The sequence below is a fragment of the Dermacoccus barathri genome (genome assembly GCF_015070805.1).
GTDB lineage: Bacteria > Actinomycetota > Actinomycetes > Actinomycetales > Dermatophilaceae > Dermacoccus > Dermacoccus abyssi.
Genome location: NZ_JADCTK010000003.1, coordinates 148,237 through 169,984, shown reverse-complemented (window position 1 = coordinate 169,984; position 21,748 = coordinate 148,237). Strand labels below are relative to the sequence as shown.

General features: G+C 68.2%; 21 protein-coding genes. 10 read left to right on the top strand and 11 right to left on the bottom strand.

The genetic code is table 11. The features are described 5' to 3' along the window. Positions 1-4 precede the first annotated feature (4 nt). Together treZ and IM689_RS06465 are read left to right on the top strand one after the other, a co-directional pair. A complete protein-coding gene (gene treZ / locus IM689_RS06470; RefSeq protein ID WP_193643593.1) occupies positions 5-1,846 on the top strand; it encodes a malto-oligosyltrehalose trehalohydrolase in 1,842 nt (613 codons plus the stop codon). A 30-nt stretch (positions 1,847-1,876) separates the two neighbouring features. Beyond that, positions 1,877-2,503: a hypothetical protein gene (locus IM689_RS06465; protein WP_193643364.1), complete on the top strand. Its 627-nt coding sequence runs from the start codon at positions 1,877-1,879 to the stop codon at positions 2,501-2,503. A 333-nt stretch (positions 2,504-2,836) separates the two neighbouring features. On the opposite strand, the gene IM689_RS06460 is transcribed toward IM689_RS06465, so the two are convergent. The 9 genes from IM689_RS06460 to IM689_RS06420 form a co-directional block, all read right to left on the bottom strand. Continuing rightward, positions 2,837-3,088: a hypothetical protein gene (locus IM689_RS06460; protein WP_047312352.1), complete on the bottom strand. Its 252-nt coding sequence runs from the start codon at positions 3,086-3,088 to the stop codon at positions 2,837-2,839. Positions 3,089-3,750: 662 nt separating this feature from the next. Then, a complete protein-coding gene (pstB, locus tag IM689_RS06455; protein ID WP_193643363.1) occupies positions 3,751-4,527 on the bottom strand; it encodes a phosphate ABC transporter ATP-binding protein PstB in 777 nt (258 codons plus the stop codon). Between the two features lie 42 nt (positions 4,528-4,569). After that, a complete protein-coding gene (pstA, locus tag IM689_RS06450; protein WP_193643362.1) occupies positions 4,570-5,499 on the bottom strand; it encodes a phosphate ABC transporter permease PstA in 930 nt (309 codons plus the stop codon). Next, a complete protein-coding gene (gene pstC / locus IM689_RS06445) occupies positions 5,496-6,527 on the bottom strand; it encodes a phosphate ABC transporter permease subunit PstC (RefSeq protein ID WP_193643361.1) in 1,032 nt (343 codons plus the stop codon). The genes pstA and pstC overlap by 4 nt, the downstream gene beginning before the upstream one ends. A gap of 137 nt (positions 6,528-6,664) precedes the next feature. Continuing rightward, positions 6,665-7,792, bottom strand: coding sequence for a phosphate ABC transporter substrate-binding protein PstS (gene pstS, locus IM689_RS06440; RefSeq protein ID WP_193643360.1), 1,128 nt, complete (start codon positions 7,790-7,792; stop codon positions 6,665-6,667). A 181-nt stretch (positions 7,793-7,973) separates the two neighbouring features. Continuing rightward, entirely contained in the window at positions 7,974-8,957 is a 984-nt protein-coding gene (locus IM689_RS15025) for an NUDIX hydrolase (RefSeq protein WP_319803822.1), read from the bottom strand. Further along, the gene (locus IM689_RS06430) at positions 8,954-11,347 is read right to left on the bottom strand and encodes an RNA degradosome polyphosphate kinase (protein WP_193643359.1); all 2,394 of its coding nucleotides are present in this window, start codon (positions 11,345-11,347) and stop codon (positions 8,954-8,956) included. Before IM689_RS06430 ends, IM689_RS15025 begins: the two co-directional genes overlap by 4 nt. A gap of 4 nt (positions 11,348-11,351) precedes the next feature. Beyond that, positions 11,352-12,260: a mycothiol synthase gene (mshD, locus tag IM689_RS06425; RefSeq protein WP_193643358.1), complete on the bottom strand. Its 909-nt coding sequence runs from the start codon at positions 12,258-12,260 to the stop codon at positions 11,352-11,354. 9 nt (positions 12,261-12,269) lie between these two features. Beyond that, entirely contained in the window at positions 12,270-12,959 is a 690-nt protein-coding gene (locus IM689_RS06420; RefSeq protein WP_193643357.1) for a response regulator transcription factor, read from the bottom strand. A 52-nt stretch (positions 12,960-13,011) separates the two neighbouring features. Between IM689_RS06420 and IM689_RS06415 the strand changes: the two genes are divergently transcribed. Both IM689_RS06415 and IM689_RS06410 read left to right on the top strand, forming a co-directional pair. Continuing rightward, positions 13,012-13,272, top strand: a complete 261-nt coding sequence (locus IM689_RS06415) for a MoaD/ThiS family protein (protein WP_047312344.1) — start codon at positions 13,012-13,014, stop codon at positions 13,270-13,272. A gap of 22 nt (positions 13,273-13,294) precedes the next feature. Next, positions 13,295-14,053: a hypothetical protein gene (locus IM689_RS06410; protein WP_193643356.1), complete on the top strand. Its 759-nt coding sequence runs from the start codon at positions 13,295-13,297 to the stop codon at positions 14,051-14,053. Between the two features lie 60 nt (positions 14,054-14,113). On the opposite strand, the gene IM689_RS06405 is transcribed toward IM689_RS06410, so the two are convergent. Together IM689_RS06405 and IM689_RS06400 are read right to left on the bottom strand one after the other, a co-directional pair. Further along, complete coding sequence (locus IM689_RS06405) at positions 14,114-14,611, bottom strand: FABP family protein (RefSeq protein WP_193643355.1); 498 nt, start codon at positions 14,609-14,611, stop codon at positions 14,114-14,116. Between the two features lie 51 nt (positions 14,612-14,662). Then, the gene (locus IM689_RS06400; protein WP_193643354.1) at positions 14,663-15,757 is read right to left on the bottom strand and encodes an LCP family protein; all 1,095 of its coding nucleotides are present in this window, start codon (positions 15,755-15,757) and stop codon (positions 14,663-14,665) included. A gap of 57 nt (positions 15,758-15,814) precedes the next feature. Between IM689_RS06400 and ygfZ the strand changes: the two genes are divergently transcribed. From ygfZ to IM689_RS06370, 6 genes are all read left to right on the top strand, one after another. Continuing rightward, positions 15,815-16,894 carry a CAF17-like 4Fe-4S cluster assembly/insertion protein YgfZ gene (ygfZ, locus tag IM689_RS06395; protein WP_187037402.1) on the top strand — a complete coding sequence of 360 codons (1,080 nt, stop codon included), beginning with the start codon at positions 15,815-15,817 and terminating at the stop codon, positions 16,892-16,894. Positions 16,895-17,235: 341 nt separating this feature from the next. Then, the gene (locus IM689_RS06390) at positions 17,236-18,285 is read left to right on the top strand and encodes a DUF2382 domain-containing protein (RefSeq protein WP_193643352.1); all 1,050 of its coding nucleotides are present in this window, start codon (positions 17,236-17,238) and stop codon (positions 18,283-18,285) included. 140 nt (positions 18,286-18,425) lie between these two features. Then, positions 18,426-19,454 carry an asparaginase gene (locus IM689_RS06385; RefSeq protein ID WP_193643351.1) on the top strand — a complete coding sequence of 343 codons (1,029 nt, stop codon included), beginning with the start codon at positions 18,426-18,428 and terminating at the stop codon, positions 19,452-19,454. Further along, the gene (dtd, locus tag IM689_RS06380; protein ID WP_193643350.1) at positions 19,451-19,891 is read left to right on the top strand and encodes a D-aminoacyl-tRNA deacylase; all 441 of its coding nucleotides are present in this window, start codon (positions 19,451-19,453) and stop codon (positions 19,889-19,891) included. Before IM689_RS06385 ends, dtd begins: the two co-directional genes overlap by 4 nt. Then, complete coding sequence (locus IM689_RS06375) at positions 19,857-21,377, top strand: DHA2 family efflux MFS transporter permease subunit (protein ID WP_193643349.1); 1,521 nt, start codon at positions 19,857-19,859, stop codon at positions 21,375-21,377. Before dtd ends, IM689_RS06375 begins: the two co-directional genes overlap by 35 nt. A gap of 54 nt (positions 21,378-21,431) precedes the next feature. Next, positions 21,432-21,746, top strand: a complete 315-nt coding sequence (locus tag IM689_RS06370) for a DUF2516 family protein (protein ID WP_193643348.1) — start codon at positions 21,432-21,434, stop codon at positions 21,744-21,746. Positions 21,747-21,748: the final 2 nt, after the last annotated feature.

Sequence of the window (21,748 nt, the reverse complement as noted above, 5' to 3'; positions counted from 1 at the left end):
GACGATGACCACCTACGAATCGCCCGATTTCAACGGGTCGGCGCAGACCATCTCGGTCTGGGCGCCCAACGCCGAGCGCAGCGTCCACCTCGTCGCCGACGGCGTACGTTCCCTCATGCGCTCCGGCGACGACGGCTGGTGGCACTCGCGCGAGCCGCTCGCCGTCGGCAGTGAGTACGCGTTCAGCGTGGACGGCGGCGATCTGCGTCCCGATCCGCGCAGCCTGTTGCAGCCCGAGGGCGTGCACGGCCCGAGCCAGGTCGTCGACCTCGGTGAGTACGAGTGGGGCGACGCCGAGTGGCAGGGCCACCACACGCGCACCGGCGGCAACGGCCTCGAGGGAGCTGTCTTCTACGAACTGCACATCGGCACGTTCACCGAGGAGGGCACGTTCGAGGCGGCGGCTGCTCGCCTCGACCACCTCGTCGACCTCGGCGTGACGCACGTCGAGATCCTGCCGGTGAATGCCGTTCCGGGCCGCTGGAACTGGGGTTACGACGGCGTCAACTGGTACGCCACGAGCAGCGCCTACGGCGGCCCGCAGGCGTTCCAGGCGTTCGTTGACGCGTGCCACGCCAAGGGCCTCGCCGTGTGCCTCGACGTCGTCTACAACCACCTCGGGCCGAACGGCAACTACCTGCCGGTCTTCATGCCGATCTACAACGAGGCCCGCCAGTCCCCGTGGGGCACGGCCATCAACCTCGACGGCCCGAACAGCGACGAGGTGCGTCGCATCATCATCGAGAACGCGCTCATGTGGTTCGAGCGCTTCCACGTCGACGCCTTCCGCCTCGACGCCGTGCACGCGCTCGTCGACGAGTCGGCCGTGCACATCCTCGAGGAGATCGTCGCCAACCTCGAAGCCGCAGCCGAGCGCCTCGGACGCCGCGTCGTCGTCGTGGCCGAGTCCGACCGCAACGACCCCGCCACTGTGACGCCGCGCCGGCGCGAGCCGGTGACCGGCGAAATCGCCGTGGCCGACGGTGGCTCCTCCGGCCTGGGCCTCACGGGCCAGTGGGCCGACGACATCCACCACGCCCTGCACGTGCTGCTCACGGGCGAGACCCAGGGCTACTACGAGGACTTCGCCGATCCGGAGGCGCTCGCAAAGGTCTTCACGACGCCGTTCTTCCACGACGGCACGTACTCGAGCTTCCGCGGACGCCGTCACGGGCGCCCCGTGGACCCCGCGCAGACGCCGGGCTGGCGCTACGTCGCATCGCTGCAGACGCACGACCAGGTCGGTAACCGCGCCTCCGGCGATCGTTTGTCGCACCTGCTCTCGGTCGGCCGGTTGGCCTGTGGCTCAGCGCTTCTGCTCTCCTCGCCGTACACGCCGATGCTCTTCATGGGGGAGGAGTACGGCGCCCGCACGCCGTGGCAGTTCTTCACCGACCACGACGACCCCGAGATCGCTGCGGCGACGTCGCGCGGTCGCGCCGAGGAGTTCGCCGCGCACGGATGGGGCGACGAGGTGCCCGACCCGCAGGAGGAGTCGACGTTCACCAACTCGACCCTCGACTGGAGCGAACTCGACGACACCGAGGGAGAGTCTGCGCTCCTACTCGACTGGTACCGCACCCTCATCCGCCTGCGCCGCGACGAGCCGTCGCTCGCCGCCGACGATCTCGGCACGACGCGGGTGGAGCGCCGCGGGAAGGGTTCGAGCAGCGTCGTCGTTGTCCACCGAGGCGACCTTCGTGTGGTCGTCAACCTCAGCGACGAGCCCGTCACCGAAACGGGCGAGGTCGTCGCGGCCTGGCACACGGTCGACGTGCGCGAAGGCCGCGACGGCAGCGGCTCGAGCGTCGTCATCCCGACGGACTCGGTCGCGCTCCTGCGCTGAGACGCCGACCTGACGAAGGGAAACCCGCTCTTGGCTCGCGCCCACCACAAGCCGCTGTTCTTCACCGATCGTGACTTCCAGTCGTTCGCCGGCGCACCCGACCCGGCGGACGTGACGGCGGTGGCGCACGAGAGCGCGGCCGTGCTCGTGGGCGCGGGGCGCACCAACTCCGACCCCGAGGTGACGCGTCGACTCATCGCGCTCACCGACGAGATCGGCCTGTCGACGCTCGCGCAGCTGTGGTCGGGGCGTCCCGCAGTTTCCCTCCCGGGCGCGATGTGGCGCCTCTACACGCTGCGCGAGTGGGTGCGGCGGGCGTCGGTCGAGGCGTCGGCGGACTACACGGCCGGAATCCGGCACGCGCAGGTTGCGCACGCGGTCGCCGGTTCGGCCGACCCGTACGGCCCGAAGGAGATCGAGCACCTCGTCGACCGCATCCTCGAGGGCGCGTTCACGGGTGACTTCGCCGTCGCGCTCGAGCGGGCTGCCGCGTTCTGCCGCGTCGTCGCGAGCGGACGGGCCGAGCGCGCGGAGCGTCACGACGGACACGACGATGCTCGAGCCGACGGTGAGGCGCGTAGCGCTGCGCTCCTCGGTGACACGGCTCGTGACCTGACGAAGTGCGCCGCCGCCTGGCGCATCGGATCGCTCGACTGATGTGGAGCGCCTGCTCGACGACGTTGGGCAGACTTTCCTGCGCCCGGGCAGTGTCTCCCTCGGCCCGACTGCAGGAAACCCTGCCCAACGATGACGCCGGCGGTAGGGGCGGTCCCAAGGTCGTGGCACATGCCACCCGTTCGGGGAATGAAATCGCCGCACTCAGTCGTTAGGCTTTAACGTGCGCTGGGCCGCGGTAGCCCCGGGTCCCAAATTCAGCCGCCACGAGCGGCCACGTGCCGAGAGGCGCTCCCGGCCCAGCGCGCTTCACGTCGAAACGCTCACCTCGCTGCTGCGGGGTGAGCGTTTTTTCATAGGACGGAACTATGGGCCTCAGTGCTCGAGCAGGTAGTGCTCGGCGGCGTCCCGACGCGCCTTCTCGCGGGCCCGTCGTCCCTTGCCGCGCCACTCGCAGACGTGACACACGCCGAAGCTGAAGTTGCCGTCGTCGATGATGCCGGGGGTGTCGGAGAACACGATCTCGTCGGGGGTCGGCTCGGCCCCTCGCTCGATGACCTGCTTCTTGCGTCGCTTGAGGATCTTCTTGCGCGACGTTCCCCCGAGCGCGATTGCTTCATTCGCCACGCCCCAAGTGTGCATGACGTCGTGGTGAACGACAGGCGAAGGGGCCCCGGATATCCGTGTAATGATCATCACGCTTGTGGACGTTTGTCTAACTAGGGTGCTTCACCGGTTGGGGTGACGCGGGTACGGCTGCAGGCGGACGCTGTTCGAGAAGGACGAAGGCCCTCCGACACGCGCAGTGTCGGAGGGCCTTGCCGAAGCCAGAGGTAGTGAACCTCGCTCAGCCATTCTTTCTTGGCTGAGCTCGGTGCGGCGCCCCGGTCCGGTGCTCGCTACGCTGCGCTCCGATCCTCACGCCGTTTCGATGCGCGTCTCCGTACGCCCGGAGCCCGGGGCACCATCCTCGCTTCGCTGCGGTGGTACCCCGGGCGCCGTTCTTCGTCGACACGACCTTCGCTCAGCCGATTCCTTCTTGGCTGAGCTCGGTGCGGCGCTCCGGTCCGGTGCTCGCTACGCTGCGCTCCGATCCTCACGCCGCTTCGATGTGCGTCTCCGTACGCCCGGAGCCCGGGGCACCATCCTCGCTTCGCTGCGGTGGTACCCCGGGCTCCGTTCTTCGTCGACACGACCTTCGCTCAGCCGATTCCTTCTTGGCTGAGCTCTGTGCGGCGCTCCGGTCCGGTGCTCGCTACGCTGCGCTCCGATCCTCACGCCGCATTCGCTCAGCCGAAGCGGCCCGAGATGTAGTCCTCCGTCGCCCGCTGATCCGGGTTCGAGAACATCTTCTGCGTGTCGTTCATCTCGACGAGCATGCCCGGCTTGCCGGTGGCCTCGAGGTTGAAGAACGCCGTGCGGTCGGCCACGCGGGCGGCCTGCTGCATGTTGTGCGTGACGATGACGATGGTGTACTCGCTCTTGAGCTCGTTCATCAGGTCCTCGATGGCGAGGGTCGAAATGGGGTCGAGCGCCGAGCACGGCTCGTCCATGAGGAGAACGTCGGGGGAGACGGCGATTGCGCGGGCGATGCACAGGCGCTGCTGCTGACCACCCGAAAGACCTGCGCCCGGCTTGTCGAGACGGTCCTTCACCTCGTTCCAGAGGTTGGCGCCGCGCAGCGACTCCTCCATCTTCTCCTGCAGCACCTTCTTGTCCTTGACGCCGTTGAGGCGAAGGCCCGCAACGACGTTGTCGCCGATGGACATCGTCGGGAACGGGTTGGGGCGCTGGAACACCATGCCGACCGTGCGGCGCACGGCCACCGGGTCGACGCCGGGGCCGTAGAGGTCCTCGTTGTCGAGAAGCACCTTGCCCTCGACGCGCCCGCCCGGGATGACCTCGTGCATGCGGTTGAGGGTGCGCAGGAACGTCGACTTACCGCAGCCCGACGGGCCGATGAAGGCCGTGACCGAGCGAGGCTCGATGGTCATCGACGCGTCCTTGACGGCGAGGAAGTCGCCGTAGAAGACGTTGAGGTTCTGAACGTCGATCCGCTTGCTCATGTGACTGTCGTTTCCTTCGAGTCGTATCCGCCGACGCGGATGTCAGTTCTTGACCTTGCTGAAACGGCCCACGAGGCGGCCCAGCAGGTTGAGGACGAGGATGAGGAGGATGAGCGTGCAGGCGGCGGCCCACACTCGTTCGGCCGACTCCGGCACGCTCATGTTGTCGCGGCCGTTGTAGATCATCGTGGGCAGGGTGCCCATGAGGCCGTCGAACAGGTTCGTCGTGAGCGACTTGAAGTATGGGGCCAGGATGATGAGCGGTGCCGTCTCACCCATGACACGGGCCAGGCCGAGCAGCACACCGGTGACGATGCCCGAGAAGGCCGTGGGCAGGACGATCTTCATGATCGTCTTCCACTTCGGGACACCGAGCGCGTAGGAAGCCTCGCGCAGTTCGTTCGGCACGAGCTTGAGCATCTCCTCCGTCGAGCGCACGACCACGGGGATCATGAGCAGGACGAGGGCGAGGCACACCGCGAAGGGAATGCGGTCGAGACCGAACGTCGTCACCCAGATCGCGTAGATGAAGAGGGCCGCGACGATCGAGGGCACACCGGTGAGGATGTCGACCATGAAGCTGACGACCTTGGCGGCCTTGCCCCGGCCGTACTCGACGAGGTAGACGGCCGTCATCACGCCGATCGGCACAGCGATGAGGGCCGTGACGAGAGCCTGCAGGAGCGTTCCCTGGATGGCGTGGGCGGCGCCGCCGCCGACCTCCTTGCGGCCGACGCCACGCTGGGACTCGGTCCACCAGCCGATGTCGAGCAGGAGCGAGCCACCCTTGACGAGAACCGTGGCGAGGATCCAGCCGAGCGGGATGAGCGCGATGATGAACGCACCCCACATGACGCCGGTGGCGATGTTGTTCTTCAGGGCACGGCTACCCGACTGGCCGAGCTGGGAAAGCTGCGGGCTCTTGTCGCCGCCGCGCGCACCCTTCGATGCCGTCGTTGCTGCGGTGCTCATTCGGTGAAGGCCTTCCTACGCTCGATCACGATGCGCGCGATCGCGTTGACGATGAACGTCAGGATGAACAGGACCAGGCCGGCGGCGATGAAGGCGCCCGTCTTGCCCGGGTCGTCGAACTCACCGGCGTTGTTGGCGATCTTCGAGGCGAAGGTCTCACCGCCGGTGAACATCGACCAACTCCACGGAGCGCCGTCGGCCAGCGAGGAGACGATCATCATGACGGCGACGGTCTCACCGAGCGCGCGGCCGAGGCCGAGCATCGAGGCGGAGATGACGCCGGGCTTGCCGAACGGGAGAACGGCGGTGCGGATGACTTCCCAGTTCGTGGCACCGAGAGCCGTCGCGGCGTCCTTGTGGGCCTGCGGCGTCTGGGCGAAGACCTCACGCGACAGGGCCGTGATGATCGGCAGAATCATGATGGCGAGGATCACGGAGACGAACGCGATGGTGCGTGCAGCGCTCGCGCCTTCGTCGCTGAAGAGCGGGAACCAACCGAGAACGCTCGTCAGCGCGTCCTGAACCGGCTGGAAGTGCGGACCGACCGTGAACACGCCCCAGAGGCCGTACACGATCGAGGGAACCGCGGCGAGCAGGTCGATGAGTGCAGCACCCGGCTTCGCGAGCCACTTGGGCGCGTACTGCGTGAGGAACAGGGCGATGCAGACCGACAGCGGAACCGCGATGCACATGGCGAGAACCGAACTCAGGACAGTCACCCACAGCAGCCGCGCGATACCGAAGTGCAGCGGTGAGGAGTCGACGTCCCAGTCCTGGGAGAAGAGGAAGTTCGATTCGTTGTCGAGCAACGACGGCACGGCCTGGATGACGAGGAACGCGCCGACGAGCGTGACGAGGAGGACGACGATGAGGCCTGCGCCCCCTGCGAGGCCGCCGAAGATCTTGTCGCCCAGGCGGCCGGTCGAGGCGCCGTCGCCGGCGGGGGTGCGCCCCTCGGGACCACCCTCGTGCAGGTCGTCGTCAGGGCCGGGCGTGTCGGCCGCTGAGACGCCGGTGATTGAACTCATGAGGTTTCCTGCCTCTTTGCTCGTGCTGGTCGATCGGTCGAAGGAGACGCCTGCATCGGCAGTCGATCCGTTTCGGTGGACGTGCCGAGGGGTGCTCGGGGCGAAATCGCCCCGAGCACCCCGTCAGGCGTCGAGCGTCACTTGATGGCGTTGGTGGCCGTCTTGACCTTCTCCTGGACGGACGTCGGCAGCGGGGCGTAGCCCTGCTCCTCCAGGCCCTTCTGGACGTCCTCGCTCGCGAAGTGGTTGAGGAACGCCTTGACGGACTTGCCGGCCTCTGCGTCCTTGTACTTCGAGCAGACGATTTCGTACGTGACGAGGACGATCGGGTAAGCGCCCTTCTCCTTCGTCGCGTAGTCGAGCTTGAGGCGAAGGTCGTTGCCCTTGCCCTCGATCTTGGCGGCCTCGACGGCCTTGGCGGCCGACTCGCCCGTCAGCTCAACGGCGCCGGCGCCGTTGTCGATCTTGGCGACCTGGAGGTCGCTGTCCTGCGCGGCTGACCACTCGGCGTACGTGATGGCGCCGTCGGTGGACTTCACGGCGGAGGTGACACCGGCCGTCTTGGCGGCGCCTTCACCCTTGCCGGTCCACTTCTTGCCCGGCTCGGCCGTCCACTTGTCCTTGGCGGAGGCGTTCAGGTACTTGGTGAAGTTCTCGGTCGTGCCCGACTCGTCGGAGCGGAAGAAGACCTTGATGTCCTTGGCCGGGAGCGTGACGCCGGAGTTGATCTTGGCGATCGCCGGGTCGTTCCACTTCGTGATCTTGCCGTTGAAGATGTCGGCGAGGACGGCCGGCGTCAGGGTGATCGGGTCCTTGACGTCCTTGAGGTTGTAGGAGACGGCGATCGGGCCGGTCACCATCGGGAGGTTCCAGGCGTCGGAGCCGCAGGCCTTCTTGGCCTCGTCGGTCTCGATCTTGCCGTCCTTCGGCTTCGTCTTGAGAGCCGAGTCGGAGCCGGCGAAGTCGACCTGGCCGGCGATGAACTGCTTGATGCCGTTACCGGAACCGGTGCCGTTGTAGGTGACGGTCGCGTCCTCGCAGTTGTCCTGGTACTTCTCGATCGCGTCCTGGATGGCGTTGTCCTGGGCGGTCGAACCCTCGGCCTTGAGGGCCTTCGTGCCGCACTCGGCGGAGGCGGCCGAGTCGCCGCCCGACTTGGACGAGGACGAGTTGTCGGAACCGGACGTCTCGCTGCCACAGGCGCTCAGGGCGAGGGCGCTCGCGAGGGCGACGCTGGAGATGCGGGCAATGCTCGTGATCTTCACGGTAGGAGTACCTCTCGAAAACTGGATTCCGGGCATTCGCCTGGACGTGATGGAACGTAGGCGTCGAGAGTGACCGGATGGCCCTGCTTCGGTGAACAGAGCGTGAACGTGACGCCCGCCCGAATGAGATGTGCATCACATCAGTTTCGGACCGGCGGTTGGCCGCGTCGGTGAGGGCGCGTCAGCGTTCGAGCACAGGCGTGCGCAACCGCTCGACCGAGATCACCTGAGCGTTCGCTCCCGAGCCCAGCATCTGACAGACGAGAACCTCGCCCTTGTCCATGCCGTTGGCCTTGATGCGACCGAGCAGGCGACGGGCCGGAGATCCCTTCGGAGCGTGCTCGGACAGCGTTGCGACGAGCGCCGGCAGGAGTGGGCGGTGGGTGCACAACGCGACCGGTAGACCGCGTTCGAACGCCTTGACGAGCTGTCGCCCGGCCTTGGCGGGGGAGACCTCGAAGGTCTCCTCGGACAACGCGGCCTTCGTGCGAAGCGGCGTGCCCGTGGCGTTCGTGAACGGCTTGACCGTCTGGACGCAGCGGGCCGACGACGACGAGACGACGCGCTCGGGCGTCCACGCACCGAGCACCGGCACGAGGGCCTTCGCGCGCTGCTTGCCGCGGTCGCTCAGGGGACGTCGAGCGTCGTCGGAACCGCGGTAGGCAGAGCGGGCTTGAGCGTGAGAATGACGTACGAGCAGCAACGACCACGTCTCGAGGCGCCCGGTGAGCTCCGCTTCGACGAGCGCGTCGAGTGGCAAGTGATCCCGCGAGTAGCTCAGCTTGCGCCGGGCATTCTCAACGGTGAGCCAGCGGACCTCGTCGACCTCGTGGTCGAGCGCGCCACTGCCGCCGACGACCTCGGCCGCCCAGTAGCGCACCACCTTGGTGCTGCCGTTGGCGAGGCCGTGGACGAGTTCGGGCAGCGGAATGCCGAGACGGACGGCCAGACCCGTCTCCTCGAGCACCTCGCGCACAGCCGCCTCGGCGAACGTCTCGCCGGGGTCGAGTTTGCCCTTGGGCCAGGACCAGTCGTCGTAGCGGGCGCGGTGAACGAGCGCCACCTCGAGGCGTCCCTGACGGCGGCGCCACACGAGCGCGCCGGCGGCAGGAACGACCTGGGGGCTGCCGCGCCGGGCGTGGTTCACCCGGTTCGCCGGGCTCACCGGCGGCGGCCCTTGCGGCGACGCTTGGAGTAGGCCTCGATGAGGTCGGCTTGGTAGTCGTGCTTCGGCTCGCCGTCGGCGAGGAGATTCTCACGGTGCCAGCGGCCCTCGGCGTCGAGACGCCACGACGATGTCTCGTCACTCATACCCGCGGCGACGAGGTCCACGAGCGTTGAGACCTGGCGCTCGTCCGTGAGCCCGACGAGAGCCTCCACGCGCCGGTCGAGGTTGCGGTGCATCATGTCGGCGCTGCCGATGTAGACCGTCGGCTCCCTGCCCTCGATCTCGAAGATGAAGACGCGGCTGTGCTCGAGGAAACGACCGAGAATCGAGCGGACCTCGATGTTCTCGCTGAGACCCGGCACACCGGGGCGCAGGGCGCAGATGCCGCGTACGAGCACGTTCACCTTCACGCCGGCCTGCGAGGCGCGGTAACAGGCGTCGATGATCTGCTCGTCCACGATCGAGTTCACCTTGATCGAGACGGTGGCCTTCTTGCCGGACTTGGCGGCCTCGATGCAGGCGTCGAGGCGTTCGAGCAGCCCGCTGCGAACCGAGCGCGGGGCGACGAGCAGGCGCTTGAACTTGGCGCGCGGTGCCATGCCCGAGAGCTGGTTGAACAGGCGCCCGATGTCCTCGCCCACGTCCGGGTCGGTGGTGAGTAGGCCCAGGTCTTCGTACAGGCGCGCCGTCTTCGGGTTGTAGTTGCCGGTGCCGACGTGGCAGTAGCGGCGAATACCGTCGCCCTCGTGACGCACGACGAGGCACAGCTTGGCGTGCGTCTTGAGCCCCACCATGCCGTAGACGACGTGGACGCCCGCGCGCTCGAGCTTGCGGGCCCAGGAGATGTTGTTCTCCTCGTCGAAGCGGGCCTTGATCTCGACGACGGCGAGCACCTGCTTGCCGGCCTGCGCGGCGTCGATGAGCGCCGTGATGATGGGGGAGTTTCCGCTCGTGCGGTAGAGCGTCTGCTTGATCGCGAGGACGTCCGGGTCGGCGGCGGCCTGCTCGACGAACGCCTGCACCGACGTCGAGAACGAGTCGTACGGGTGGTGCAGCAGGATGTCGCTACTGCGCATGGCGCCGAGGATGTCGGGGGCTTCGGAGCGCTCGACGGGCGCGAGCAATGGGTGCGTCTTGGGCAGGAAGCGCGGCCACTGCAGTTCGCTGCGGTCGAGATCGGCGATGTCGCCGAGGCCACGCAGGTCGAGCGGTTCGGGCAGGCGGAAGACCTCGTCGTCGCTCACACCGAGTTCGCGGGTGAGCAGTTCGAGGACGTGGGCGTCCATGTCGTCGGCCACCTCGAGGCGCACGGCGGCACCGAAACGACGACGCGTGAGCTCCTTCTCGAGAGCCGTGAGGAGGTTCTCCGCGTCGTCCTCCTCCACCTCGAGGTCCTCGTTGCGCGTGACGCGGAACGTGAAGTGCTCGTGCACCTCCATGCCGGGGAAGAGCACGTCGAGGTGCTCGGCGATGACGTCCTCGAGTGTGACGAAGCGGGCGTGGTAGAGCGCGTCCTCGTCCGGTCCGGCGGGCAGCTTCACCATGCGGGGCAGCAGCGGCGGCACCTTGACGCGGGCGAAGTGCTCGCGCTCCGTCTTCGGATCGATGAGCAGGACGGCCAGGTTGACCGACAGGCCCGAGATGTAGGGGAAAGGGTGCGCCGGGTCGACGGCGAGCGGCGTGAGGACGGGGAAGACCTGCGACTCGAAGTAGCGGCGCAGGTACTGGCGGTCGGCTTCCGTCAGCTGTGTCGGCTTGAGCAGCTGGATGCCCTCGTCCTCGAGCGCCGGGCGCACCTGGCGCTGAAAGACGCCCGCGTGGAGATCCATGAGGTCGTGCGAGGCGCGGGTGAGGTCGTCGAGGAGCTCGCGCGGTTCGAGGCCGGAGGCCGAACGCACAGCGAGACCAGCAGCGATGCGGCGCTTGAGGCCGGCGACTCGCACCATGAAGAACTCGTCGAGGTTGCTCGAGAAGATCGACAGGAAGCGGGCGCGCTCGAGCAGCGGCACGTTCGGGTCGGTGGAGAGCTGCAGGACGCGCTCGTTGAACTGCAGCCACGACATCTCACGGTCGAGGAAGCGATCGCCCGGCAGGTCGTTCGGAGCCTTGTCGCGTTCGGCGTCGGGGCGGGGAGCGTTCTCGGTGGCCCGGGGACGCGTCGCCGCGCGGGGCTTGAACCGTGCGACGGCAGCCGACGACGTGGTGTTCGGCGCGGGCGGCGCAACCTCGCCGGTGCCCGTGGCCGCGTCCAACGTGGCGTCGGCGCCGGCCGGAGTGGCGGTGCGTGCACTTGCCGGCGTCTGCTTACCGGAGCCGCTCTTGGCCGGCGTGCGCTTGCTCGCGGAGGCCTTCGGGGTGTTCTTCGAACCGGAGGTCGAGGCAGTCATGCCCCTATCGTTGCAGGCTCTCGGCGCCGGTGTGAACGTAGAGGACGTCCTGAGCCGATTTGTGGAATCCGCGACGTGTGTAGGTGGCCTTGGCGGGCTCGTTGTCGCCCTCGACGTAGAGCTCGACCTCGTGGACGCCGAGCCCGGCGAGGTGGGCCAGCCCGAGGTTCGTCAGCGGTCCGGCGAGCCCGCGGCCCTGGTAGGCCGGTGCGACGGCGACGACGTACACCTCGCCCGTGTCGCTGCCGGGCTCACGCTTCGTCCAGTGCGATGCGGCCAGTTCGCCGCTCGGCTCGTGCCACACGAGAATGAGCCCCTCGCGCTCGAACCACTCCTCTGCCATACGCGCGCGCAGGTCGTCCATCGTCATACGGCCCTGCTCGGGGTGGTGGACGAAGGCCGCCGCGTTCACGTCGAGCCAGGCCCGGGCCTGGTCGTCACTGCCGTCGAAGGGACGGGCGACGAACCCCTCGGGGAGCTCGACGTCGAACGTCTCCTCGGGGCTGACCTCGCGGCTCATCTGCCACAGGTCGCGCACGCGTTCCAGACCGAGCGCCTCGGCCAGGGCGCGCGCACTCTCGAAGTCGCCGTGGGCCCACACGCCGTAACGCTCGACGCTCTCCGCTTCGGCAGCGAGCAGCGCCGTGGCGACGCCCCGGCGGCGATGCTCGGGGTGCGTCACGAGATCGCACGCGGCGCCGTCGCCCTCGGCGTCGACGAGGACGCCCACGATCGTTTCGTCGCTGTCGCCCTCGGCAACGCGCACCGCGCTGTCGCCGGCGCCACGCTGGATCGCCAGGCGCGACTCCTCGTTGAGCGCGCCGACACCGTCGATCGCCTCGGCGCTCGCGGCGAGGGCGAGGATCGCGGCGGAGTCGTCTGGAAGATCGGCGGGGCGTACGCGAAAGGTCATGCAACCACCCTAACGAGCGGCATCGGGGCGCCTCGGTTGCTCGACGAAGCGGTAGCCGACGTTACGCACGGTGCCGATGAGGGCGTCGTGTTCGGGGCCGAGCTTCGCGCGCAGGCGCCGCACGTGGACATCGACGGTGCGGGTGCCACCGAAGTAGTCGTAGCCCCACACCTCCTGCAGGAGCTGATCGCGCGTGAACACACGGCCGGGGTGGCCGGCGAGGTGTTTGAGCAACTCGAACTCCTTGTACGTGAGATCGAGCGCAGTGCCGCGGATGCGTGCCCAGTAGGCGTCCTCGTCGATGACGAGTTCACCCGCGGTGATGCGCGCCGTGCGCTCCTCGTCGGCGCCCGAGCGCGCGAGGGCGAGCCGGATGCGAGCGTCCACCTCGGCCGGCCCGGCGGTGTCGACGAGAACGTCGCTGACGGCCCACTGCGTGGTCAGCGCCACGAGGCCGCCCTCGGTGAACACGCCGATGACGGGCAGATCGGGCAGCAGCTTCTCGAGCGACGTGGAGACGCCCCGCATGGCGACCAGATCGGAGCGCGCGTCGAGCAGGACGAGGTCGGTGTCGGTGCGGGTGGCAACCGCCGAAACCTCCGGGGCGATGACGCGAACCCGGTGGGCGAGCGCCCCCAACGCGGGCAGAACCTCGACGCTCGCACCGCGTGCGTTCGTCAGCAGGAGGAGGTGCGCCACGCGTCCAGACTACGGTTGGTGCAGGTAAGCCACCGAAAGGAAGGGCCGAAGAGTGGACACGACGAGCGTCCGAGTTCGCTACTGGGCCGGCGCCGAAGCGGCCGCCGGTGTGCAGACCGAAGACCTCGACGTCTCGGGTGCGAACCCTGTCACCGTGGGACACGTGCGCCGCGCGGCGCTCGCAGCGCACCCGACGATGGGTGACGTCCTGGCGCGCTGCAGCGCCCTGGCCGACGGTCGGCGTCTCGACGACGACGCCGTGGTGGCCGAGGGCGTCACGGTGGAACTTCTCCCGCCGTTCGCCGGGGGATGAGCGAGGGTGGAAGGATGGGCGCGTGAGCGTACTGACAGCCCCCACGCCGTCGCTGCGCGCCTCGGGCGCCCTGGCCGGTGTCCTCGCCGGCGGCGCGGTTGCGGTCTCGAGCGCCCTGCCCGTCGGAGGGGTCGCCTTCGTCAGCCTCGCGCTCGGTCTCGTGCTCGCCTGGGGCTGGCCCCGGTTGGTCAATCTGCCGAGCCCTCGCGGTACGAGTACCGTCCTCGCCATCACGGCCCTGGCCCTCACGGCGACGATGGTGGCGGGGGACGCAGGTGATCGCACCCGCTGGGCCGGCGCGGTCGTCTCGCTCGGACTCATCGCGAGTTTCCTGCACCAGCTCATGCGCCAGGACGGGCGTCCGCGCCTCGTGATGTCACTCGCCGGCACCGCCCTCGGGCTCGGTGTACTCGGCGCCGGTTCCTACCTCGTGCCGGCCGCTGACGACGTGACCTCGCACCGCCTGCTCGTGAGCGTCGGCGTTGCGGCGGCGCTCGGTTGCCTCATCGACGGCATTGCCGGGGCGACGTCCCGTCGCCTGGAGATGGGGATGGGCCAGACGATTCTCGGTGGCCTCGTGGGTGCCGTGGGTGCCGTTGCGGGCCTCGACCCGGTGGTCGCGATCGCGGCGGGTGCCCTCACGGGTCTTCTGTCGTGGGCCTGCCTTCGCACGACCGTCACGATCGCGACGTCGGCGCATCGGCGCGCACAGCTGGCCGCAGGCAGTGCCTGCGTGCTCGTGTGCGGATTCCTGCCGGTGGCTCTCGCCCAACTCGTCTGACGGCTCGCGCCAGAACCGCAGTGCGGCGAAATCTGCCGCGCACAGCTTGGGATCAGACGCTCACTCGACGCGCTTGAGCTCCGCCGAGGCGTAGCTCTGCAGCGGGTTGCCCCCCTGGGCGATGTCGTAGGCCCACATGAGGTTGCTGTTGACGTAGCCGAGCAGACGAGCGCCGGCGCTGTATTCCGGCGCCTGCGGCGAGCGGATGACGCCGTCGGTGCGCAGTTCGATCTTCGCGGGCGACGTGGTGCCGTAGTACATCTCGACGATGCCGGAGGGATGGGTCACCATGAACTCCACCTCGTTGTTCGCCAGCGGCCGCCAGTAGCCGAACTCGGTGTCGATCGGTTCGACCTTGTTGCCCTCGTCGTCGAGCTTCCACATCTTCGAGTGCCACTCGAGGAAGGGGCGGTCGTCGTGGCTGACGACGAGCTCCTGGCCGAAGTTGGCCGACTCCAGGCCGGGGTAACCGATGACTCCGGCACCTTCCCAGCGGCCGATGAGCCAGGCGAGGGGTGCGAGTTCCTTGGGCATGTTCACATCAAGTTCGAAGGGCACGCGACCAGGCTAGCCGGTCGCGTGCCCTTTCTCGAAGGTGCTCGGGGAGCGTCAGCCGCCCTTGCGGCCGTTCGGGACGCCCGTCATGTCGTCCTTGCGCAGACCGTCGCTCAGCTTCTTCAGAGCGGGTTCGTCGACGTAGTCGACGGAGCCGGCGCCCGGCTCGTTGCCGAAGCCGGTGATGGGCGCGGTGTAGAAGGTGATGTTGTCCTGCTTGAGGCCCCGCAGGCTGTAGGCCAACGACGTCATGTAGTTCGTCGTGAAGTCCTTGTCGACCGCGAGGTTGTTCGAGATGTCCTTGGTGATGTTCGTGATCGTCATCGGGTTGGACAGGACGCCGCGTGACTTCGCCTTCTGGAAAATCGCGAAGATCCACGCCTGCTGGTTCTTGCCGCGGTCGATGTCGCCCTGCGCGAGCTGCTTGCGCTCCTGGACGTAGCGGCGCGCCTGGAGGCCCGTGAAGTGGTTCTTACCCTGCTCCCACTTGCCGTCCTTGCCGAGGTCGACCGGCTGCTGGACGTACATGTCGACGCCGCCCATGTGGTCCGTGAGCTTCTCGAAGCCGGAGAACCCGATCTGTGCGACGTGGTCGATGCGCACGTTCGTGGCTTTCTCGATCGTTTGCACGAGCAGCGTCGGGCCACCGTAGGCGTAGGCGGCGTTGATCTTGTTCTTGCCGTGCCCCGGGATGTCGACGTACATGTCACGCGGGAAGTGCACGACCTCGACCTTCTTGCGGTCGTTGCTGATGTGCACGAGCTGGATGACGTCGCTTCGGCTGCCGTCGCGAAGGTTCGTGTCGCGGCTGTCCGAGCCGAGCAGAAGGATGTTCTGTGAGTCGCCCGCCGCGTCGTCGCGCTTCACGGTGCTCGAGGGGAGCAGGTCCTCGCGTGAGATGTCCTTGTCGAGGATGTACTTGAGGTACAGCAGGAAGCCGCCCACGGCAAGGACGACGACGAGCAGCATGGCGAGCAGGATGTATAGCAGCGTGCGTAGCTTGCCGCGCTTCTTGCGACCGGCAGCCTGCGCGCCCGCGCGCCTTTCGGTGTGGTCGGAGGAGGCAGCATCCGAGGAGCGAGTGCTTCGCTCCTCGGCGGGCTCGTCGTCCATGGCGTGACGGGGCGTATGTGGCGGCTGCTCAGACATGGTTCAAGCATAGGCGGGGCGCCTGGGGATTTCGTGTGCTGGCGTACCGTGGCGGGTGTGAACGAGGACGTGCGCAACGAGACCCCGAACGAGTCGACCTCAGGGCCGGCGTCGCCCGCTCTCACCTGGCCGGGAGCGGTCGCGGCGGACGGCGTCTGGTCGAACGTGGCAGCCCACTACGGCGACCCACTGCGCGAGCAGAAGATGCTCGAGGACGGTGTCGGTGCCGTCGACCTCTCGTCGCGGGGTGTCGTTCGGGTGAGCGGACCAGACCGCCTCAACTGGTTGCACTCCATGACGACGCAGCACCTGGCGAACCTCGCGCCGTTCACCTCGACGCAGGCTCTCGTGCTCGGGCCCAAGGGGCACGTCGAGTACGACCTGCACGTCGTCGACGACGGAGAACGCACTTGGATCACGACCGACCCCGGCAAGGCCGCGGGTCTCGCCGAGTTCCTCGAGCGGATGCGGTTCATGTTGCGGGTCGAGGTCGAGGACCTCACGGATTCCTACGCTGTCATCGGTGAACCGACCGCAGCGCCGTCCACCCCCGAGGAGTTGCGTGAGCGCGGTGTCATCGCCTGGGTCGACCCGTGGCCGCGGATGGGGGAGGACTCTGCCGATTACTCGGGCGGTGTCGAGCACCCGGGCGCCGACTGGGCCTGGCGGGAGCTCGTCGTCCCGCGGGAACGCTTTGTCGAGGAGTTCGGCGACCGCGCCCCGGTGGGCCTTTGGGCGCTCGAGGCGCTGCGCGTCAATGCGTGGCACCCGGACGGCTTGGCGGAGGTCGACCACCGCACCATCCCGCACGAACTCGATCTCCTGCGCACGGCGGTTCATCTGCACAAGGGGTGCTACCGAGGTCAGGAGACCATCGCGCGCGTCCACAACCTCGGCCGTCCGCCGCGTCGACTGGCCTTCGTCCACCTCGACGGAAGTGGGCACACTCTGCCCGACGTGGGGGCCGACGTCACGGTGGCCGGAACGGAACGGCCCGTCGGGCGCCTGACGTCGGTGGCTCGTCACCACGTCGACGGCCCCATCGGTCTCGTCGTGCTCAAGCGATCGACGCCGGTCGATGCGGAACTGTACGTCGGAGGGGTGGCTGCGGCTCAGACGCCGATCGTCCAGCCGTGACACGCCCGGGCTGTCCGCCCGCGACGCATAATGTGACATAAATCACATTTGTTGTCGCGGTGCGGCCCGCTTGGACTCCGTCGGATGGCCTAACCACCTTTGGGGATGAGTTGCGCCACCCCTAAACCTGGCCGCGTCCGTTCCCGAGGGTGAATCGGCGGGTGGTCTCAGACGCCCCGCTCAAGCTGAGGTTGCATGCGTTTTCGCACCCCTAGCGACGGAGCCTGGTGACAGGGGCCACCAAAAGTGGTTGCGTGGTGAGCAAGACGCACGGCCGGTGAACTCCGGTTCGTTCCAGGACGATCCGGCGCGTGCACACCTTCATCGATAGGAGATTGCACATGCTTTCCGTTGACGATGTTCTGGCAGCCCGTTCCGGCAAGGCCTACGACAGCGACGGCGACAAGGTCGGCTCCGTGGGCGAGGTTTACCTCGACGACCAGACCGGTCAGCCGGCCTGGGTGACGGTCAACACCGGCCTGTTCGGCACCTCCGAATCCTTCGTGCCGCTCGAGGGCGCCCGGGTTGAGGGCGACGACCTCCACCTGCCGTACTCGAAGGCCAAGATCAAGGATGCTCCGCGTCAGGACGCCGACAAGCACCTTGACGTCGAGCAGGAAGAGGCGCTTTACCACTACTACGGCCTCGGCAACGGCGCCGGTGACCGCCGCGACTTCGACGGCGACCGCGACCGTCGTGACTTCGACGGTGACCGTGACCGCGACACCGCCGTCGGTGGCGCTGCGGGTACCGCTGGTGCCGCAGGCGTGGCAGGCGCTGCCGGCCGCGACCGTGACTTCGACGGCGACCGCCGTGACGTCACCGCGGACCGTGACCGCGACGGCCACACGGTCGACGACAAGGCGCGCGACATCGCGGACAACCGTGACGGCCGCCGCGACGGCCGTGACGAGGCCTTCGTCGACGGTGACCGTGACCGCCGTGACTTCGACGGTGACCGTGACGGCGAAGGCGTCGTGCGCCACGAGGAGCGTGTCAACGTCGGCACCGAGCGTCGCGAGAGCGGCAAGGCCCGCCTGCGCAAGTACGTCGTCACCGACCAGCAGCAGGTCGACGTGCCGGTCAGCCGCGAAGAGGTCAACGTCACGCGCGAGCCGATGAACGAGCGTGCGTCGAACGTGACCCTCGGCGAGCAGACCGAGACGGTCACGCTCCACGAGGAGCGCCCGGTCGTCGACAAGGAGACCGTCGCCGTCGAGCGCGTCGGTCTCGATGTCGACGAGGTTCGTGACACCGAGCGTGTGCAGACCGAGGTTGCCCATGAGGAGGTCGAGGTCGACACCGACGGCACGCGCGGTCGCACCGCTGACCGTGACGGTGACGGCCACACGATCGACGACAAGGCTCGTGACTTCAAGAACAAGCACTGACGCTCACGAACGTCTCGGGCGGCATCGTGACGCAGCATTGATGCCGTGAGGCCGCAGGCCCCGTACCGCTTCGGCGGTGCGGGGCCTGCGTCGTCTCCGCCGGGCTGCCGGTTGTCGGTGTCCGCCCCTAGGCTGGAGGTGTGAACCCTCTTGATGCGCAGACTGTCTCCGCCGCCCTCGCCTCGGCGCCCGTGCTCGCACGGGTCGACCGGTCGGGCTTCGTCGAATCCGTGCACCACGGCCTCGTCACCGTCACGGGTTCTGACGGGGGCGTCGAAGCGGCGTGGGGACCGAGCGACGCGGTGATTTTTCCGCGCTCCTCGAACAAGCCGTTGCAGGCGCTCGCGATGGTGCGCGCCGGGCTCGACCTACCCGACGAACTTCTCGCCCTCGTGTGTTCGAGCCACTCCGGTGAGCAGTTCCACATCCACGGTGTGCGCGCGATCCTGGAGCGTCACGGCCTGAGCGAGGCCGACCTGCAGAACACCCCCGACCTGCCCTACGACGAGGTCGACCGCAAGCGGTGGACCCGAGAGGGGCATGAGCCCGTCCCGATCGCCCAGAACTGTTCGGGCAAGCACGCGGGCATGCTCGCGACGTGCACGATCAACGGCTGGGACACCACGACGTACCGCGATCCCAACCACCCGGTTCAGCAGCTCATGGCCGAGGCCCTCGCCGAGATCGCCGATGACGAGGTGGCAGCCATGGGCGTCGACGGGTGCGGCGCCCCGGTGATGTCGCTTTCGATGGCGGGCCTGGCGCGGGCCTTCGGTCGTCTTGCTGCTGCCCCCGAGGGCACGCACGAGTGGCGGGTTGCCCGAGCCATCCGCAACGCTCCGGCCTTCCTCGGCGGCTCGCGACGTGACGTGTCCACCCTCGTCTCCGGCGTGCCCGGGCTCATCGCCAAGGACGGCGCTGAGGCCTGCTATGCCATCGGCCTGCCCGACGGTCGTGGGGTCGCCGTGAAGATCGCCGACGGCGCTCAGCGCGCCCGGCCCGTCGTGGCGGCCGCGGTTCTTCGTCGCATGGGCATCGATTCGCCTGCGCTCGACGAGTTGGCCAAGGCCGACATCCTCGGTCACGGCAAGCGCGTCGGCGGGGTCACCGAAGCCTTGGGCGAGCCGACCACCGGTCGCCTCTTGGTGCCCGGAGCGGGCGCCGAATGAGGGCCGTGGTCCAGCGCGCTCTCGAGGCGTCGGTGACGGTCGACGGTGAGGTCGTCGGAGCCCTGCCCGGGCCCGGTCTCGTGGCCCTCGTCGGCGTCACCCACGACGACGGTGACGCTCAGGTCGAGGCCATGGCGCGCAAGATCGCCGGGCTGCGGATCATGCCGGGCGAGGTCTCCGTGAGCGACCTCACAGAACGCGGCGAGAGCACCGGCGTTCTCGTTGTCAGCCAGTTCACGCTGTACGGCGACGTGCGCAAAGGGCGACGACCGTCGTGGGGCCAGGCGGCCCCGGGTGACGTCGCCGAACCACTCGTTGATGCTCTCGCCGACGCTCTCGTCGCTTCGGGAATCGCGGTGGAAACCGGGCGTTTCGGCGCCGATATGAAGGTGGCACTGACTAATGACGGACCTTTCACGGTCATCATCGACGTCTGAGACGACGACGCCCGCGACCCCGCGACGCGAGAACACGACCCTCGACAACCCCTGGCCGGCCCTGTGGGCCCTGTGCCTGGGGTTCTTCATGATCCTGCTCGACACGACGATCGTCGCCGTGGGTACGCCGGCCATCATGAACGGTCTGCACGCCGATCTCGGTGCGGTGGTCTGGGTGACGAGCGCGTACCTGCTCGCCTACGCGGTGCCACTGCTCGTCTCGGGGCGTCTCGGTGACCGGTACGGGCCGAAGAACGTCTATCTCGTCGGTCTCGCGGTGTTCACGCTCGCCTCGTTGTGGTGTGGCCTCACCGGGTCCATCGAGGGGCTCATCGCGGCCCGCGTTCTGCAGGGCCTTGGCGCTGCGGCCATGTCCCCTCAGACGATGGCCGTCATCACGCGCATCTTCCCCGGCGAGACCCGCGGTACGGCGATGGGTCTGTGGGGCTCGGTGGCCGGTGTCGCGACGCTCGTCGGCCCCATCCTCGGCGGTGTGCTCATCGACCACGTCGGCTGGGAGTGGATCTTCTTCATCAACATTCCGGTCGGCATCATCGCCTTCGTGATGGCACTCAAGCTCGTGCCGAGTCTGCCGGTCCACACGCACACGTTCGACTGGATCGGTGTGCTGCTTTCCGGCATCGGCATGTTCCTGCTCGTTTTCGGCCTGCAGGAGGGTAACCGCTACGACTGGGGCACGATCACGGGTGTCATCTCGGTGCCGCTGCTCATCGTGGCGGGTATCGCCGTCCTCGTCGCCTTCGTCGTGTGGCAGCGTCTCACGCGTGCGGAGCCGCTCATTCCGCTCGTGCTCTTCACGTTCCGCAACTTCTCGCTCGCCAACGTCGCGATCTTCGGCGTCGGCCTCGCCATCACGGCGATGAACTTCCCGATCATGGTGTGGGCCCAGAGCGTACGCGGCTGGACGCCGACTCAAGCGGCCCTCCTCATGGCTCCGACGGCGGTGCTGACGCTCGGGCTGGCACCCGTTGCTGGTCGCCTCGTCAACCGGATGCACCCGCGCCTCATCGCGGGCTTCGGGCTCACGTGCTTCGCGGTGGGCATCGTCTGGTACGGCCTCGCTCTCCACTCCGACACCCCGTGGTGGCAGCTCGTCGCCCCGGCCCTCGTGCTCGGTCTGGCCAACGCCTTCATGTGGGCGCCGATCTCCGTGACGGCCACGCGGACCCTCCCGCCCGCGCGAGCGGGTGCAGGCTCCGGAGTCTTCAACGCGACGCGCCAGCTCGGTGCGGTGCTCGGTTCGGCCGCCATTGCAGCCCTCATGGAATCGCGATTGGCGTCCCACCTCGGGGGCTACTCGATGCCCGCGGGTGAAGCGGGGGGCGGCGCTCGCGTCCCCGCCGTGGCTGCGGAGCCCTTCTCCCGTGCGATGGGCGAGTCGCTCTATCTTCCCGCGGCCGTCGTCGCGGTCGGTGTCGTGGCCGTCCTGTTCTTCGTCAACCCGCATCAGGCAGAGCGCCGCTGACCTCGCGGTGGGCGCCCTCAGCGGGTTGTCGGGCAGCGCCTCTACAGTGAGGGCATGGATTCCCTGTTCGAGCTCCAGATGGGCGCGATGCTCATCCTCAGCGTCATCCTGTTGGGCGTCGAGGTCTGGGCCTTCGTCGAGGCGTTGCGCGGGCGAGCCGACCTCTTCCAGGCGCACGGCAAGCTGACGAAGCCCGCGTGGGTCGCCATCACCGGTGTCGCCGCGCTGCTCGGCTTCACCTCACTCGGGCGTCCGGTCAGTCTGCTCGGCATCATCGGCGTCGTCGCCGCGGGCGTTTTCCTGGCCGACGTCCGCCCGCTCGTGCGGCCCGGCAAGGGCAACTCGAGCGGCCCCTACGGGCCGTGGTGACC

Coding starts and splice junctions, on each gene's coding strand:
- mshD (WP_193643358.1), bottom strand. CDS start 12,260: ATGACCTTTCGCGTACGCCCCGCCGATCTTCCAGACGACTCCGCCGCG.
- pstA (WP_193643362.1), bottom strand. CDS start 5,499: ATGAGCACCGCAGCAACGACGGCATCGAAGGGTGCGCGCGGCGGCGAC.
- pstB (WP_193643363.1), bottom strand. CDS start 4,527: ATGAGCAAGCGGATCGACGTTCAGAACCTCAACGTCTTCTACGGCGAC.
- IM689_RS06370 (WP_193643348.1), top strand. CDS start 21,432: ATGGATTCCCTGTTCGAGCTCCAGATGGGCGCGATGCTCATCCTCAGC.
- IM689_RS06390 (WP_193643352.1), top strand. CDS start 17,236: ATGCTTTCCGTTGACGATGTTCTGGCAGCCCGTTCCGGCAAGGCCTAC.
- dtd (WP_193643350.1), top strand. CDS start 19,451: ATGAGGGCCGTGGTCCAGCGCGCTCTCGAGGCGTCGGTGACGGTCGAC.
- IM689_RS06375 (WP_193643349.1), top strand. CDS start 19,857: ATGACGGACCTTTCACGGTCATCATCGACGTCTGAGACGACGACGCCC.
- IM689_RS06400 (WP_193643354.1), bottom strand. CDS start 15,757: ATGTCTGAGCAGCCGCCACATACGCCCCGTCACGCCATGGACGACGAG.
- IM689_RS06430 (WP_193643359.1), bottom strand. CDS start 11,347: ATGACTGCCTCGACCTCCGGTTCGAAGAACACCCCGAAGGCCTCCGCG.
- pstC (WP_193643361.1), bottom strand. CDS start 6,527: ATGAGTTCAATCACCGGCGTCTCAGCGGCCGACACGCCCGGCCCTGAC.
- treZ (WP_193643593.1), top strand. CDS start 5: ATGACCACCTACGAATCGCCCGATTTCAACGGGTCGGCGCAGACCATC.